Annotated in this window: 15 protein-coding genes; 11 read left to right on the forward strand and 4 right to left on the reverse strand. The window is 70.4% G+C overall.

Translation table 11 applies throughout. The features are described from left to right. Nucleotides 1-54: 54 nt before the first annotated feature. The 6 genes from RC2_RS13440 (at nucleotide 55) to RC2_RS13465 (ending at nucleotide 5,893) form a co-directional block, all read left to right on the forward strand. Nucleotides 55-1,170: an AAA family ATPase gene (locus RC2_RS13440; RefSeq protein WP_082895760.1), complete on the forward strand. Its 1,116-nt coding sequence runs from the start codon at nucleotides 55-57 to the stop codon at nucleotides 1,168-1,170. Beyond that, nucleotides 1,167-2,117, forward strand: coding sequence for a DUF58 domain-containing protein (locus tag RC2_RS13445; RefSeq protein ID WP_068153018.1), 951 nt, complete (start codon nucleotides 1,167-1,169; stop codon nucleotides 2,115-2,117). Before RC2_RS13440 ends, RC2_RS13445 begins: the two co-directional genes overlap by 4 nt. Then, nucleotides 2,114-3,109 carry a VWA domain-containing protein gene (locus RC2_RS13450; protein WP_068153015.1) on the forward strand — a complete coding sequence of 332 codons (996 nt, stop codon included), beginning with the start codon at nucleotides 2,114-2,116 and terminating at the stop codon, nucleotides 3,107-3,109. The genes RC2_RS13445 and RC2_RS13450 overlap by 4 nt, the downstream gene beginning before the upstream one ends. 85 nt (nucleotides 3,110-3,194) lie before the next feature. Then, nucleotides 3,195-3,923: a 3-oxoacyl-ACP reductase FabG1 gene (fabG1, locus tag RC2_RS13455; protein WP_068153012.1), complete on the forward strand. Its 729-nt coding sequence runs from the start codon at nucleotides 3,195-3,197 to the stop codon at nucleotides 3,921-3,923. Between the two features lie 40 nt (nucleotides 3,924-3,963). Next, on the forward strand, nucleotides 3,964-4,788 hold the full coding sequence (inhA, locus tag RC2_RS13460; protein ID WP_068153010.1) for an NADH-dependent enoyl-ACP reductase InhA: 825 nt from the start codon (nucleotides 3,964-3,966) through the stop codon (nucleotides 4,786-4,788). 52 nt (nucleotides 4,789-4,840) lie between these two features. Then, nucleotides 4,841-5,893: a ferrochelatase gene (locus RC2_RS13465; RefSeq protein ID WP_068144345.1), complete on the forward strand. Its 1,053-nt coding sequence runs from the start codon at nucleotides 4,841-4,843 to the stop codon at nucleotides 5,891-5,893. A 4-nt stretch (nucleotides 5,894-5,897) separates the two neighbouring features. On the opposite strand, the gene RC2_RS13470 is transcribed toward RC2_RS13465, so the two are convergent. Continuing rightward, the gene (locus RC2_RS13470; RefSeq protein ID WP_068144323.1) at nucleotides 5,898-6,707 is read right to left on the reverse strand and encodes an Rv1486c family protein; all 810 of its coding nucleotides are present in this window, start codon (nucleotides 6,705-6,707) and stop codon (nucleotides 5,898-5,900) included. A 115-nt stretch (nucleotides 6,708-6,822) separates the two neighbouring features. On the opposite strand from RC2_RS13470, the gene RC2_RS13475 reads away from it, so the two are divergent. The 3 genes from RC2_RS13475 to RC2_RS13485 all read left to right on the forward strand — a co-directional run bounded on the left by RC2_RS13475 (nucleotide 6,823) and on the right by RC2_RS13485 (nucleotide 9,372). Next, complete coding sequence (locus RC2_RS13475) at nucleotides 6,823-7,644, forward strand: DUF3097 domain-containing protein (RefSeq protein ID WP_068144321.1); 822 nt, start codon at nucleotides 6,823-6,825, stop codon at nucleotides 7,642-7,644. Between the two features lie 96 nt (nucleotides 7,645-7,740). Then, the gene (locus RC2_RS13480; protein ID WP_068144318.1) at nucleotides 7,741-8,172 is read left to right on the forward strand and encodes an NfeD family protein; all 432 of its coding nucleotides are present in this window, start codon (nucleotides 7,741-7,743) and stop codon (nucleotides 8,170-8,172) included. After that, entirely contained in the window at nucleotides 8,173-9,372 is a 1,200-nt protein-coding gene (locus RC2_RS13485; protein ID WP_068144315.1) for an SPFH domain-containing protein, read from the forward strand. A 16-nt stretch (nucleotides 9,373-9,388) separates the two neighbouring features. Here RC2_RS13485 and RC2_RS13490 read toward each other — a convergent pair whose 3' ends face one another. The 3 genes from RC2_RS13490 to RC2_RS13500 all read right to left on the reverse strand — a co-directional run bounded on the left by RC2_RS13490 (nucleotide 9,389) and on the right by RC2_RS13500 (nucleotide 11,331). Continuing rightward, nucleotides 9,389-9,904, reverse strand: a complete 516-nt coding sequence (locus RC2_RS13490; RefSeq protein WP_068144313.1) for a hypothetical protein — start codon at nucleotides 9,902-9,904, stop codon at nucleotides 9,389-9,391. After that, nucleotides 9,901-10,527, reverse strand: coding sequence for a hypothetical protein (locus tag RC2_RS13495; protein WP_068144311.1), 627 nt, complete (start codon nucleotides 10,525-10,527; stop codon nucleotides 9,901-9,903). The genes RC2_RS13490 and RC2_RS13495 overlap by 4 nt, the downstream gene beginning before the upstream one ends. A gap of 90 nt (nucleotides 10,528-10,617) precedes the next feature. After that, complete coding sequence (locus RC2_RS13500) at nucleotides 10,618-11,331, reverse strand: TVP38/TMEM64 family protein (protein ID WP_245811111.1); 714 nt, start codon at nucleotides 11,329-11,331, stop codon at nucleotides 10,618-10,620. Nucleotides 11,332-11,599: 268 nt separating this feature from the next. Between RC2_RS13500 and RC2_RS13505 the strand changes: the two genes are divergently transcribed. Next, a complete protein-coding gene (locus tag RC2_RS13505) occupies nucleotides 11,600-13,531 on the forward strand; it encodes a methylmalonyl-CoA mutase family protein (RefSeq protein WP_082895314.1) in 1,932 nt (643 codons plus the stop codon). 50 nt (nucleotides 13,532-13,581) lie between these two features. Next, nucleotides 13,582-15,816 carry a methylmalonyl-CoA mutase gene (gene scpA / locus RC2_RS13510; protein ID WP_068144336.1) on the forward strand — a complete coding sequence of 745 codons (2,235 nt, stop codon included), beginning with the start codon at nucleotides 13,582-13,584 and terminating at the stop codon, nucleotides 15,814-15,816. The last annotated feature ends 2 nt before the right edge of the window (nucleotides 15,817-15,818 follow it).

The following is a 15,818-nucleotide window of genomic DNA, read 5'->3' on the forward strand; positions in this document are numbered from 1 at the left end:
GGGCAGAAAGCGGTGGTTCCGAAGGTGACCTCACGAGAGACCGACACGACCGACATGGCTCGGGACGTGCAGACGCTCGAGAAGGCCGTCTACGAGGTCAAACGGGTCATCGTGGGTCAGGACCGGCTGGTCGAGCGCATTCTCGTCGGGTTGCTCGCCCGCGGCCACGTGTTGCTCGAAGGTGTTCCCGGCGTGGCGAAGACGCTGGCGGTCGAGACGTTCGCAACGGTCGTCGGAGGATCCTTCTCGCGCGTCCAGTTCACTCCGGATCTGGTTCCGACCGATCTGATCGGCACCCGGATCTTCCGGCAGGGCAAGGAAGAATTCGACATCGAGCTCGGCCCGGTGGTCGCGAACTTCGTGCTCGCGGACGAGATCAACCGTGCCCCCGCCAAGGTCCAGTCGGCGCTGCTCGAGGTCATGGCCGAACGGCACGTGTCCATCGGCGGCCGCACCTATCCGATGCCGGATCCGTTCCTGGTCATGGCCACGCAGAACCCCATCGAGAACGAGGGCGTCTATCCCTTGCCGGAGGCCCAGCGCGACCGATTCCTCTTCAAGATCGTCGTCGACTACCCGTCGGTGGAGGAGGAGCGCGAGATCGTCTACCGCATGGGGGTCGCGCCGCCGACGCCGCAGCAGGTACTGAACCCCGACGAACTGGTGCGGTTGCAGAAGGTCGCCGCGTCCGTGTTCGTGCACCATGCTCTGGTCGACTACGTCGTCAGGGTCATCGCGGCGACACGCAACCCCCGGGACGTGGGACTCGACGACGTCGCGTCCTGGATCGCGTACGGTGCGTCCCCGCGCGCGACCTTGGGCATCATCGCGGCCTCCCGCGCTCTCGCACTGCTGCGCGGTCGCGACTACGTGGTGCCCCAGGACGTCCTGGAGGTGATTCCCGACGTGCTGCGCCACCGACTCGTGCTGTCCTACGACGCGCTGGCCGACGAGGTGACCCCCGAACAGGTGATCACCCGCGTCCTGCAGACCGTGGGTCTCCCGCAGGTCGGAGTCCAGGCCGTGCCGCAGCAGGGCCCCGCACCCCAGCATGGCCCGGCTCCCCAGCAAGGCCCCGCGCCGCAGCAGGGCTCGGCTCCCCAGCAGGGCCCCGCGCAGCAGCAGAGCCCCGCACTCCAGCAGGCTCCGGCGACCGATTCGTCGCGGTGACGGACACGAACCACGGCCGGCCCCCGTCGTTCGCGTCGGGGTCGCTGGAGGATCCCCGGCTGACGTCGGCTCTGCGCACCCTGGAGCTGACGGTTCGTCGTCGTCTCGACGGGGTGCTCCACGGTGATCATCTCGGCCTGATCCCGGGTCCGGGGTCCGAGCCGGGCGACGCCCGCGAGTACCAACCCGGCGACGACGTCCGTCGAATGGATTGGTCCGTGACGGCGCGCACGACCCAGCCGCACGTCCGCCAGACCGTGGCGGACCGCGAGTTGGAGACGTGGCTGGCGATCGACCTGTCCGCCAGTCTCGACTTCGGGACGGCGGGATGCGAGAAGCGTGATCTGGTGGTGGCGGCTGCTGCGGCGATCGCTCACCTGACCACCGGAGGCGGCAATCGCCTGGGCGCGGTGATCACCACCGGTGACCGCGTCCTGCGGGTGCCTGCTCGCGGGGGCCGGCCGCACCTGCAGTCGCTGCTCGAGACCGTCGCCACCACCCCGCACGCCGCGGAAGGCACGCGCGGCGACCTGGCCGGCGCGATCGACTCCCTCCGCCGCCCGGAACGTCGCCGCGGCCTCGCCGTCGTGGTGAGCGATTTCCTCGGGTCGACCGACTGGGAGCGCCCGCTCCGCGCGATCGCAGCGCGTCACGACGTCCTCGCCGTCGAGGTGCTCGATCCTCGCGATCTGGAACTCCCCGACGTCGGTGACGTGGTGCTGCACGATCCGGAATCGGGACGGACCCGCGAGTTCTCCGTGACGCCGCAACTGCGATCAGACTTCGCCCGTGCCGCGAGCGATCATCGCCGTGACGTCGAGAAGATCCTGCGAGGTTGCAACGCACCGCGGTTGACGCTGCGGACCGACGGCGACTGGATCGCCGACGTCGTTCGGTTCGTGTCACGGCGGCGCCACGGTGCGAGCGTGGGGACGAGCACGCGATGAGCCTTTCCGGATTCTCGGCGCCCTGGTGGTTGCTGTTCCTGCTTGTGGTGGTCGGCCTCGTGGTCGCCTATGTGTGGGCGCAGCGCCGGCGGGTGCGCAACACGCTTCGCTTCACCAACCTGGAACTGCTCGAGCGGGTCGCGCCGGCGCGCCCCGGTCGGCTCCGTCATCTCCCGACCGCCCTGATCCTCGTCGGGCTGCTGTTCCTCGGGATCGCGCTGGCCGGGCCGACGTCGGACCAGCGGGTGCCCCGCAACCGCGCCACCGTGATGCTCGTGGTCGACGTGTCGTTGTCCATGGAGGCCACCGACGTGGAGCCGAGCCGCCTGGCCGCCGCTCAGGAGGCGGGCAAGCAGTTCGCCGACGGGCTCACGCCCGGCATCAACCTCGGACTCGTGGCGTTCGCGGGAACGGCGTCGGTGCTCGTGTCACCGACGGTGGACCGCGACGCGACGAAGTCCGCCATCGATCGACTGCAGTTGGCGGAGCGCACCGCGACCGGCGAGGCGATCTTCACGGCCATGCAGTCCATCGACACCCTCGCGGCGGTGCTCGGCGGGTCCGACGCGGCTCCGCCCGCCCGCATCGTGCTGCTCTCCGACGGGAAGCAGACGGTGCCCGACGACCCCGACGACCCACGTGGTGGATACACGGCGGCCCGTGAGGCCGAGGCCAAGGGCATTCCCATCTCGACGATTTCGTTCGGCACCAGCTTCGGCACCGTCGACATCACCGACGAGCAGGGCGAGACGCAGCGCGTCGCGGTTCCCGTCGACGATCCGTCGCTCGAGGAAATCGCCGACCTGTCCGGTGGCAGCTTCTTCACCGCATCGAGTCTCGAGGAACTGACCGAGGTCTACGACACCCTCGAGGAGCAGATCGGATTCGAGACCACGCGGGGCGACGCGAGTCGGCCTTGGCTGATCGCCGGAGTCCTGTTCGTCACGGCAGGATTCGTCACAGCATTGTCGCTACGCCAACGGGTGCCCTGACGCACGTCGGTAGAGTACCGGCGGGCCGTCCGGCCCCCGACCGTCCGCGCTGCGGCCGTCGCCCCCGAGAGAGAGTCGAGAGTTCATGTCGTCCGCACCCGAATCGTTCGTCGCCCGGTCCGTACTGGTCACGGGAGGCAACCGGGGTATCGGACTCGCCGTGGCTCGTCGGCTCGCGTCGGACGGGCACAAGGTCGCCGTCACCCACCGCAGCTCGGGCGCTCCCGACGGCCTGTTCGGCGTGCAGTGCGACGTCACCGACTCGGACTCGGTCGACGCAGCCTTCACCGAGGTCGAGAAGCACCAGGGTCCGGTCGAGGTGCTGGTCGCCAACGCCGGCATCACCGACGACACCCTGCTCATGCGCATGAGCGAGGAGCAGTTCACGTCGGTGATCGACGCCAACCTGACGGGTGCGTTCCGGGTGGCCAAGCGGGCCAGCCGGTCGATGCTTCGGGCCCGCTTCGGCCGCTTCGTCTTCCTCGGCTCGGTGGTCGGTATGGCCGGTGGCCCCGGCCAGATCAACTACGCGTCGTCCAAGGCGGGCGTGATCGGCATGGCTCGATCGTTGACCCGCGAGCTCGGGTCGCGCTCCATCACGGCCAACGTCGTCGCACCCGGGTTCATCGACACCGACATGACCGCCGCCATGGACCAGAAGTACCGAGACATGGCACTCCAGGCGATCCCGCTGCAGCGCGCCGGCACCCCCGAGGACGTGGCCGCCGTGGTCAGCTTCCTCGCCTCGGAGGACTCGGCCTACGTCTCGGGCGCGGTGATTCCGGTCGACGGCGGCATCGGCATGGGCCACTGACCACTCTTCTTCTCTCGTCGACGAAAGGCTCGAAGACCTCATGGGCGGACTGCTCGAAGGCAAGACCATCCTCATCACCGGCATCATCACCGATGCCTCCATCGCGTTCCACGCGGCCAAGGTGGCGCAGGAGCAGGGCGCGACGGTGATCATCACCGGGTTCGATCGGTTGCGACTGATCGACCGCATCGCCCAGCGGCTCCCGCAGCCGGTCCCGCCGGCCATCGAGTTGGACGCGACCAACGAGGAGCACCTCGCGGCGCTGCCCGACCGACTGCGCGAGGTCGCGCCGAACGGCATCGACGGTGTGCTGCACTCCATCGCGTTCGCTCCGCGCACGCTCATGGGACCGGATGCGAAGCCCTTCCTCGAGGGACCGGGTCCGGACGCGGCCGCGGCGTTCCAGATCTCGGCATGGAGCTACGCCTCCGTCGCCCGTGCCGTGCTGCCGGTCATGAACGAGGGGGGCTCCATCGTCGGTATGGACTTCGATCCCCGCACGGCCATGCCGTACTACAACTGGATGGGCGTCGCCAAGGCCGCGCTGGAATCCGTCAATCGCTACGTGGCACGTGAGGTGGGCGCGGCGAAGAAGGTGCGGTCCAATCTCGTGGCGGCCGGGCCGATCAAGACGCTCGCCGCGAAGGCCATCGCCGGGACCGCCACGGGCGACGCCGCGAAGATGAATCAGCTCAACGAGTACTGGGACGGCGCGTCGCCCATCGGATGGGACGTCGAGGACCCGACCGCGGTCGCCAAGTCGATCTGCGCGTTGCTCTCGGACTGGCTTCCGGCCACCACCGGGTCGATCGTCTACGTGGACGGCGGCGCCAGCCACAACACCTGGTTGCCCGAGAATCTCTGATCCTGCGCGGGCCGGACAGGGACGCCCTGTCCGGCCGGGCAGAATGGGAGCCATGAACTACGACGCGCTGTTGGTGCTGTCCTTCGGCGGCCCGGAAGGCCCGGACGACGTGCGACCGTTTCTCGAGAACGTCACGCGCGGACGGGGAGTCCCACCGGAGCGCCTCGACGCGGTGGCCGAGCACTATCTGCACTTCGGTGGTGTCTCGCCGATCAACCGGCTGAACCGGGAGATCATCGCTGCGGTCGAGGCCGAATTCGCGCTCACCGGCGTGGATCTGCCGGTGTACTTCGGCAATCGGAACTGGCACCCGATGGTGGAGGACACCGTGGCCGGGATGCGCGACGACGGTGTGCGCAACGCGCTGGTCTTCCCGACCTCGGCTTGGGGCGGGTACTCGGGGTGCCGTCAGTATCACGAGGACATCGCCCGGGCGCGCGCTGCGGTCGGCGACGGAGCCCCACAACTGACGAAGCTGCGCCAGTACTACGACCACCCGCTGCTCGTCGAGGCCTTCGGCGACGCGATCACCGCTGCGCTGCATCGACTTCCGGCGGACAAGCGTGCCGGAGCGCGTGTGGTGTTCACCGCACATTCGGTGCCGGTGTCGGCGGATACCGCCGCAGGACCTCCCTCGGCGGGTGGGCATCTCTACAGTCGTCAGGTCGCCGAGGCCGCACGGCTGTGCGCGGCGGCCGCCGGCGTCGCGGAGCACGATCTCGTGTGGCAGTCCCGGTCGGGCCCGCCGCAGATCCCGTGGCTGGAGCCGGACATCTGCGATCACCTCGAGACCCTCGCCGCCGACGGGGTGGACGCGGTGGTGGTCTGTCCCGTCGGGTTCGTCTCGGACCACCTCGAGGTGATCTGGGATCTCGACACCGAGGCCGTCGAGAAGGCCGCGGCACTCGGCATCGCCTTCGAGCGGGCCGGAACTCCGGGCGACGACCCGCGCTTCGCGACGTTGGTGCGAACGTTGGTGCAGGAGCGCACCTCCGGGGTCGCCGCAGCGCGTCTGGGATCAGAGCCGGCGTTCGGCACCACGGTGGACGGCTCGCCGTGCAACCCCGGGTGCTGTGAGCCGCCCGTTCGCCGTCGCCCCGCCTGACCGATCAGGGGTGCAGGAAACGGTCCACCGCGTCCGTGACGGCGACGCGGCGGGCCGTGCGCACCGCGGTGCGCAACGATCGCACGGTGGTCTCGCGCGTCTCGGCGCCGGTGCTGGTGGGCGCCTCCGACGGCGCCGCGACGTCGGCGGCGTCGAGGATGGCGTCCACGCGGTCCGCGGTGTCGAGCACGCGCGTGATGCGTTCGGACAGAAGGGGATACGGGTGCGCCTGCGCCGCCGCCAGGCGCTCGGCGATGACGACGCGCGGGTCGCCGATCCGCCTGGTGACCACTGCGGGCGCGGAGCCGAGGACGTCGGCCGCCTCCCGCACCACCTCCCGCATCGTGTACTCCACCTCACCGAGTGCGGTGTCTCGGCGAGCCGGTGGTTGCCGGAAGCGGAACACGGTCCAGCGCAGCACGTCCGGACCTTCGACGGTGGGGACCAGGCCGATCCCGACGCCACCCGGAACCCCCACCATGACGCCCTCGCCCGCGGTCAGGGCGGCGGCCGCGAAGGCAGTGCCGGTCGGCAGACCCGCGACGTCCCCGGGGACGGGTAGAACCAACTCGACCGTGGCCGCCGCCTCACCGGCCGGCGCGGCGAGGCGGAGAACGCTCAACAGCGTGGCGGATCCGACGTCTCGCGGCGTCGGCCACGGTAGATCCAGGTCCTCGGCAGTTTCCTCGTCGCCGGCGACGACCAACGCCAGCGGGGCCCACCGACCGAGGGCATCGAGAACGTCGTCGGGCGCGGCCCGGCCGCCCAGCCAGGCGCCGGACCAGATCGCGAGAGATGCCGAGGGTGAGGACACGAGAGACGAGTTTAGGCGGGGGCACCGACAAGGACGGCGTGGCGATCGGACCCCCGGGGACGATGCCGACTAGCGTGAGTCGGCCCGGTGACGGAACGGACGAAGGCAGGTCGTGATGGCGAGCCAGGGGTACGGAGACATCTTCGCGGGCCACACCCGACGACGACGCACGGCGGCGCCCACCGTCGCAGCGGAGCGTGACCTCGTCGTGGAGGACGCCGCGACCGGGTTCTGTGGGGCCGTCGTGGGATTCGAGCGCACGTACGACGGCGAGTTCGTCCGTCTCGAGGACGGACGGGGCCGCACGCGGCTCTTCGCGATGCGCGAGGCGGCGTTCCTCGTCGACGGATCACCCGTGACGTTGACCCGGCCGGTACCCGCCGCGACCGCCGCGCCACGACGCTCGGCGTCCGGATCGACGCGCGTCGAGAACGTCCGCGCCAGTGTGGCTCTCCCGAGCCGCATCTGGGTGGAGGGCGTGCACGACGCCGCGATCGTGGAGCGGGTCTGGGGCCACGACCTCCGCGTCGAGGGTGTCGTCGTCGAGTATCTCGAGGGACTGGACAACCTGGCGGATCGCCTGCAGACCTTCGGACCCGGTCCGAAGCGCAAGGTGGGGGTGCTCGTCGATCACCTCGTGGCGGGGACGAAGGAAGAGCACCTCACGCGCTCGCTCGGGCCGTTCGTGGAGGTGACCGGTCACCCGTACATCGACGTCTGGCAGGCGGTGAAGCCGTCCGCCGTCGGCATCGCGGCGTGGCCCGTCGTGCCGCGCGGAACCGACTGGAAGACCGGGGTCTGCGACGAATTGGGCTGGGGCACACCGCGCGACGGGTGGCGTCGCGTCTACGAGTCCGTGTCCTCGTTCCGCGACCTCGAGGCGCCGTTGATCGGCGCCGTGGAGCGGCTCATCGACTTCGTGACCGACCCGGCCTGAGTCCGATTCGTCCCGTTCGGGGACGGCTCGGTAACGATCCGTGCCGACCCCCGGCGCACGGACGACGCGGTCGGTTCTCGTCGCTACTGTGGAGTCGTGGTTGCACTTCTGTGGGTCTTGGGTGCGGTGCTTCTCGCCGCGGGCGAGGCGCTGTCCGGCGACTTCTTCCTGCTGATGCTGGCCGGCGGCGCGCTGGGTACGGCGGGCGTCTCGGCGCTCACCGACTTCCCGGTGTGGGGTGACGCGCTGGTCTTCGCGGCCCTGTCGGCCGCGCTGATCCTCGGGGTCCGCCCGGCCCTGACCCGGCGGTTCTCGACGCCACCCCCGACGCCGACCGGCATCCAGGCCCTCACCGGGCGGACGGCGCAGGTTCTCGAGCCCGTCGACGAGGTCTCCGGGACGGTGCGTCTGGACGGTGACGTGTGGACGGCGCGTCCGCTCGATCCCACGGAGGTGTACGCGGCCGGAACGACCGTCACCGTGATGAAGATCGACGGCGCCACGGCCGTCGTGTGGAAAGGACCCTAGATGGCTGAATACACCGCGTTGATCGTGCTGGTCGTCGTCGTCCTGTTCGTGGCTCTCGTCGTGGCCAAGTCGGTCACTCTGGTGCCGCAGGCCGAGGCCGCGGTGATCGAGCGTCTCGGCCGGTACTCGAAGACCGTGTCCGGGCAGCTGACCTTCCTCGTGCCGTTCGTCGATCGGGTGCGGGCGAAGGTGGACCTCCGCGAGCGGGTCGTGTCCTTCCCGCCGCAGCCGGTCATCACCCAGGACAACCTCACGGTGTCCATCGACACCGTCGTCTACTTCCAGGTGACCAACCCGCAGGCCGCGGTCTACGAGATCAGCAACTACATCGTCGGCGTCGAACAGCTGACCACCACCACGCTCCGCAACGTGGTCGGCGGTATGACGCTGGAGGAGACGTTGACTTCTCGTGACTCCATCAACGGGCAGTTGCGGGGCGTGCTCGACGAGGCCACCGGTCGATGGGGCCTGCGCGTGGCGCGAGTCGAACTCAAGAGCATCGATCCGCCCCCGTCGATCCAGGAGTCGATGGAGAAGCAGATGAAGGCGGACCGTGAGAAGCGGGCCACCATCCTCACGGCGGAGGGCAACCGCGAATCGTCCATCAAGACGGCCGAGGGCGCCAAGCAGAGTCAGATCCTGTCGGCGGAGGGCGCCAAGCAGGCCGCCATCCTCGAAGCCGAGGGCGAGCGGCAGTCGCGGATCCTGCGTGCGCAGGGTGAACGTGCCGCGAAGTATCTGCAGGCCCAGGGCGAGGCGAAGGCCATCGAGAAGGTCTTCGAGGCCATCAAGGCCGGGAAGCCGACGCCGGAGCTGCTCGCCTACCAGTACCTGCAGACGCTGCCGAAGATGGCGCAGGGCGACGCCAACAAGATGTGGGTGGTGCCGTCCGACTTCGGGGATGCCCTGAAGGGCTTCGCCAGGCAGCTCGGCGCGCCGGGCGACGACGGCGTGTTCCGGTTCGAGCCGAGCGCGCACGACGACGTCCGGAGCAAGCCGGAGGACGATTCGGACGAGGTCGCGGAATGGTTCACGACCAAGACCGACCCCGCCATCGCCGAGGCCGTCGCGGCGGCGGAAGCAGTGGCGCGTAAACCGGTCGACACCTCGCTCGCGGCGGCGGCACGGGACCAGCGCGCATCGGAGATCGAGCAGTCGGCGGTGTCGTCCTCGGAGCCGACCAAGCAGATCGACAGCTGAGTCCGTCCGGCCGGGGTCATCGGAGCAGTGCGAGTCCGATGCCTCCGGCCGCGGCGGCCCACAGGACGCTGGCGAACGTGCCGATGATGAAGTACTCCGACGACTGCGCACGGCGGAGTTCGGGGTAGCGCGCGAGACCCTTCACGGCGAGCACCACGGCGATGCCCTCGGGCCAGCCGGCCAGGACGGTCACCACGACGGCGGTGCGTTCGAGGGCGCCGATCACCAGTCCGCCGCGCAGAACCGTGTCCGGCCGGTCGTCGGCGCCGTCCGTTCCCGACACCGTCGGGGCGAGCCGAAACACGCTGGGCGCCAGCGTGAGTCCGCCGAACACCGCGGCGAGACCGCACAGCACGATCGATACGGCGGCGGCGACGCCGGTGACCGGTGTGGACCGCGCGACCGAGGCCAGTCCGGCGACCGCCAGAGCGCTCGATGCCATGACCGAGGGCAGCCACCACGCCACTCGGGAGACCGGGGGCAGCGCCGCGGCCGTCGCCACGGCGAGAGAGACGATCACCAGGACGATCACGGGGTGGCCTTCCGGGAGGGTCGGTCGGCGGTCGCCTCGTCGGCGCGGCGGTCGGCGGTCGCGAGCATCCGGGCGACGACGGGTCGCGCGGCGCGTTCGAGGTGCCATCCGGCGACGGCGAGTCGTTGGGACACCGCCTGGGGCGTGATGGACAGTGCCTCGGCGACGGCGTTCTGGGAGCCGAGTCGGCGGAGCGCGGAGATCGCGTCGCGCCCCTGCTCGGTGCGCCGGGCGACGAGCACGGCGAGGAGGGCGACCACGGCGTCGGCATCCGCGGCGGAGTCGGCGTCGACGCCGCGCACGGCGATGCGGGCGGGGGCGCTCTTCGCGCTCTCCACCGCCTCCCGCGCCGACTCGAACGCCGGTCCGCGCCCGGCACGGGTGGACTCGGGAAGCGGGTGTTCGACCGGCCCGACGCCGATGCCGATGCTCCAGTGGCCGTCGTCGACGAGATCCAGCGCGACGTCGAGCACGGTGTCCGCGGTGTCGGCGACGGCCTGGATCTCGTCCCCGGCGGTGCGCTCGAACGGACGCACCAGAGCGGGCCGGGGGGAGTGCAGGACGTCGTCGACGCGATCGACGTCCCGTCGACTGCCGCGTTGGTCGACCGTCATCACGAACATGGATCAACCTTAGAGACTTGAATCGACCGAATCAAGCGTGCACCGTTGACCTCGGGAGCGCTGACGCCGTTCTGCCTTGATCGGGCCGGATCAAGTATCGAGGCTTGACGTCGCCGGACCCGACGACTCCGATGATTCCGGTGATCCCGCGACGGGCAGTCGCGCGTCGAGAAGCAGCCCGAGGACTCCCACGGCGATGCAGACGCCGGACACCGTCAACAGCACGGGATCGGCATGCCCGGCGAGGGCGTTGCCGAGCAGCACCACGCCCACCGTGCCGGGCACGACACCGACGACCGTGGCGAGCGCGAACGGGGCGAGACGCACCGAGGACACCGCGGCCGAGTAGTTGACCACGGAGAACGGAACGGGCGCGATGAGGCGCAGGCTGCCGACGGCCAACCATCCCCGGCGTTCGAGGCGGGCGTCGACGGCGCGGACGAGCGGATGGCGGAGGTGGCGGGACACCACGGTGCGCCCGAGCGCGCGCACCGCCACGAAGGCGAGTACGGCACTGACCGTGGTCGCGCCGACCGCGACGAGCAGCCCCGTCACGGGCCCGAACAGCACCCCGGCCGAGACGGTGAACAGCGTGCGCGGAACGGGCAGGACAGTCACCAGGGCGTGCGCGAGGAAGAACACGACCACGAAGGTGGGTCCGACGGCCGTGGCCCAGTCGCGCAGCCGCTCCACGGACGGCAGTGGAACGAGCGCGGCGAGCACCACGAGCGCGGCGATCGCGAGCAGCACCCCCACCGCGCGCACGACGGGCCGTCGACGGGCGGCGCGCGGGTTCGTGGTCACGTCGACCGAGCCTAACGGCGTGTCCCGCACGACCACCGAGAACGATCGGAGGACCGATGCTCGGACGACCTAGCATTGTGAAGTTTGTCTCAGGTCCGGGGCCGTGCATGACGGTCCGGGGTGTCGGAGAGTGCGGCTAACATCACAATCGTTCCGAGTCCGAGTCCGAGTCCGAGTCCGAGTCCGAGTCCGTGTCCCCGCACCGTCCCGAAGCACCGTCCCCGAAGCCGTGGTCGAGAGGCAGTCCGTGTCCCCAAGCCAGCCGCACATGCCCACCGAGGGTGGCGTTCCGTCACCGGTGACGTCGACCGACAGCACGGACCCGGTGGGTGCGGAGGTCCCGGTGCGCAGCGCCGAGGACGGCTTCGCGGCCTGGCGCGAGGCCGTTGCCGGCGTGTTGGCGAAGAGTCGACGCGTGGATCGGTCCGAGCTGCCGGACCGTCCCGAGACGCTGCTCGAGACCACGACGTACGACGGCGTGACCATCTCCCCGCTCTACGGACCTCTCGACGAGCAACCGGAACCGCCGCTGCCGGGCCACTTCCCGTACGTCCGCGGAGGCGACCGGCACCGCGACGTCCACGTGGGGTGGCGCGTCGCCGGACGGTACGGCCGCGACGATGCCGACGCGGCCACCGTCAACACCCGCATGCTCGACGGTCTGCAGAACGGCATCAGTGCCCTCTGGCTCTCCACCGGTGCCATCGGCGCCGGTGGTGTGGCCGACGCGCTCACGGGCGTGCTGCTCGACCTCGCCCCGCTCACCGTGGACGCAGGCGCGGACCTGCCCGCCGTCGCCGACGCCGTGTTCGACGTCCTCCCGGCCGAGACCCGGGTGACCGTGTCGCTGGGCGCCGCCCCGTTGACCGACGCGGTCGCCGAGGTACCGACGGTCTCGCTCGAAGACACCGTCGCGCTCGCCCGCCGGGCCGCCGCGGACGGTCGCGGCGTCCGCGCGATCACCGTCGACGGCACCGTGTTCCACGACGCCGGAGCGGCGGACGGGCAGGAGATCGGGCTCGCCGTGGCCGCGGGCCTCGAGTACGTGCGCGCGCTCGTGTCCGCCGGAGCCACCGCAGCGGAGGCGCTGTCGCAATTGGAATTCCGATTCGCCGCCACGGACCAGCAGTTCGAGACCATCGCGAAGTTCCGTGCGGCACGCCGCGTCTGGGCTCGCGTCGCACAGGTCCTCGGCGCCCCGGACCACGGCGCGGCGCCCCAGCACGCGGTCACGTCCGCCGCCATGATGACGCAGCGCGATCCCTGGGTGAACATGCTGCGCACCACCCTCGCGGTGTTCGGTGCGGGCGTCGGTGGCGCCGACGCGGTGACGGTCCTGCCGTTCGACGTCGCCCTGCCGGGCGGCGCGCCCGACGTCAGCGAGACGTTCGCGGCCCGCATCGCGCGCAACACCCAGCTGCTGCTGCTCGAAGAATCGCACCTCGGCCGGGTTCTCGACCCCGCGGGCGGGTCCTGGTACGTCGAGTCCCTCACCGATGCCACCGCGGAGGCCGCCTGGACGGTGTTCCAGTCGATCGAGCGCGCCGGGGGCTATCGGTCCGCCCTCGACAGCGGCGAGATCACGCGGACGGTGGCCGAGACGCGGGCCGCGCGCGAGCAGGACATCGCCCACCGACGCACCTCGGTGACCGGCGTCAACGAGTTCCCGAACCTGCAGGAGCCCCCGGTGACGCCCGGTGACGGCACCGTCGACGGTCGCCCCGTCGCCCGGTACGCCGCCGCCTTCGAGGCGTTGCGCGACCGCGGCGACGCCGTCGCGGCCGAGCGGGGGAGCCGTCCCGTCGTGCTCTTGGCACCCCTGGGGTCGGTCGCGGAACACAACGCACGCACCACCTTCGCAGCCAATCTGATGGCCTCCGGCGGCATCGAGGCCCTGAATCCCGGCGCGAACGCCGACCTGGCCGCCGTCGCGGCCGAGACGGGATCACCCGTCGCGATCGTGTGCGGCACCGACAAGCGCTACGCCGAGGACGGTCCCGCTGCCGTCCGCGCCCTGCGCGATGCCGGCGTCACCACCGTCCTCCTCGCGGGGAAGAGCTCGACCTTCCCCTCCGACACGGACGGCGCTGCGCTGCCGGACGGCGATCTCACCCTCTCGATCGACGCCGTGGCCGAACTGAGCCGCATCCTCGACCTGCTCACGGGCGCCGACCCCGCTCCGGAAGGACAGCCCGCATGACCGAGACGCCGAACACCGAGACCCAGAACACCGAGACCCAGAACACCGCGATGCCCGACTTCGCGACGATCCCGCTGGTCGACCCCGACGCGTCCGACACTCCCGACACCGGCGCCGCGGACACCGATGCCGCCGCCCACATCGCCGCCGGCGTCGAGGCCAACGGGTACACCACCGACCAGGTCACGTGGTCCACGCCCGAGGGCATCGACGTACGGCCGGTCTACACCCGCGCGGACCGCACGGAGGCCGCCGAGCAGGGCTATCCGCTGGAGTCCTATCCCGGGGCCGCACCCTTCCTGCGTGGGCCCTACCCCACGATGTACGTCAACCAGCCGTGGACCATTCGCCAGTACGCCGGCTTCTCCACGGCGTCGGAGTCCAACGCCTTCTACCGGCGCAATCTCGCTGCCGGTCAGAAGGGACTGTCGGTCGCGTTCGACCTCGCGACGCACCGCGGTTACGACAGCGACCATCCGCGCGTGCAGGGCGACGTGGGCATGGCGGGCGTCGCCATCGACTCCATCTACGACATGCGGCAGCTCTTCGACGGTATCGACCTCGGGTCGGTCTCGGTGTCGATGACCATGAACGGTGCGGTGCTGCCCATCCTCGCGCTCTACGTCGTCGCGGCGGAGGAGCAGGGTGTGGGACCGGAGAAGCTCGCCGGCACCATCCAGAACGACATCCTCAAAGAGTTCATGGTGCGCAACACCTACATCTATCCGCCCGAGCCGTCCATGCGGATCATCTCGGACATCTTCGAGTACACCTCGACGCACATGCCGAAGTTCAACTCGATCTCCATCTCCGGCTATCACATCCAGGAGGCCGGGGCGACGGCCGACCTCGAGCTCGCCTACACACTCGCGGACGGCGTCGAGTACATCCGCGCCGGGCTCGCGGCGGGCATGGACATCGACACCTTCGCCCCGCGGTTGTCGTTCTTCTGGGCCATCGGGATGAACTTCTTCATGGAGGTGGCCAAGTTGCGCGCCGGCCGCCTGCTGTGGGCGGAGTTGGTCCAGCAGTTCCAGCCGTCGAGCCCGAAATCGCTGTCCCTCCGCACGCATTCGCAGACTTCGGGGTGGTCGCTCACCGCGCAGGACGTGTTCAACAATGTCGCCCGCACGTGCGTCGAGGCCATGGCCGCCACCCAGGGCCACACCCAGTCGCTGCACACCAACGCGCTCGACGAGGCCCTGGCGCTGCCGACGGACTTCTCCGCCCGCATCGCGCGCAACACCCAGTTGCTCCTCCAGCAGGAATCCGGGACCACTCGGCCGATCGATCCGTGGGGCGGGTCGTACTACGTCGAGTGGCTCACCCACCAGCTCGCCGATCGGGCCCGGGCGCACATCGCCGAGGTCGAGGCCGCTGGAGGTATGGCGAAGGCCATCGGTGAGGGCATCCCCAAGCTCCGCATCGAGGAAGCGGCCGCGCGGACCCAGGCGCGGATCGACTCCGGCCGCCAGCCGTTGGTGGGAGTCAACAAGTACGTGCCCGACGAGCCCGATTCCATCGAGGTGCTCAAGGTCGAGAACTCCCGCGTCCGGTCCGAGCAGCTCGAGAAGCTCGATCGACTGCGGGCGGAACGCGATCAGGACCGCGTCGACGCCGCGCTGGCGGCGCTCACGGCCGGCGCCGAGTCGCGCGAGGGCGGGATGGAGACCAACCTCCTCGCGCTCGCCGTCGACGCCGCGCGCGCGATGGCGACCGTCGGTGAGATCTCCGACGCTCTCGAGAAGGTCTACGGTCGGCACCGTGCGGAGATCCGCACCATCAGCGGTGTCTACCGCGACGAGGCGGGGAAAGCGAGCAACATGGTGCGCGCCGGAGAACTCGTGGATGCCTTCGCCGAGGCCGAGGGACGACGCCCCCGCATCCTGGTGGCGAAAATGGGTCAGGACGGCCACGATCGCGGCCAGAAGGTCATCGCCACGGCGTTCGCCGACATCGGATTCGACGTCGACGTCGGCCCCCTGTTCCAGACGCCCGACGAGGTGGCTCGCCAGGCCGCCGACAACGACGTGCACGTCATCGGCGTGTCCTCGTTGGCGGCCGGTCACCTCACGCTGGTGCCCGCGTTGCGCGAGGCCCTGGCGGACGTCGGCCGTCCGGACATCATGGTCGTGGTGGGCGGCGTCATCCCGCCGGGCGACTTCGACGCGCTGCGCGAGGCGGGTGCCGCGGCGATCTTCCCGCCCGGCACCGTCATCGCGGACGCCGCGGTCGACCTGGTGCAGGCGCTGGCCGAGTCGCTCGGACACGGAGCGAACGCCTGACC

The sequence above is a fragment of the Rhodococcoides corynebacterioides NBRC 14404 genome (assembly GCF_001894765.1).
Lineage (GTDB): Bacteria > Actinomycetota > Actinomycetes > Mycobacteriales > Mycobacteriaceae > Rhodococcoides > Rhodococcoides corynebacterioides.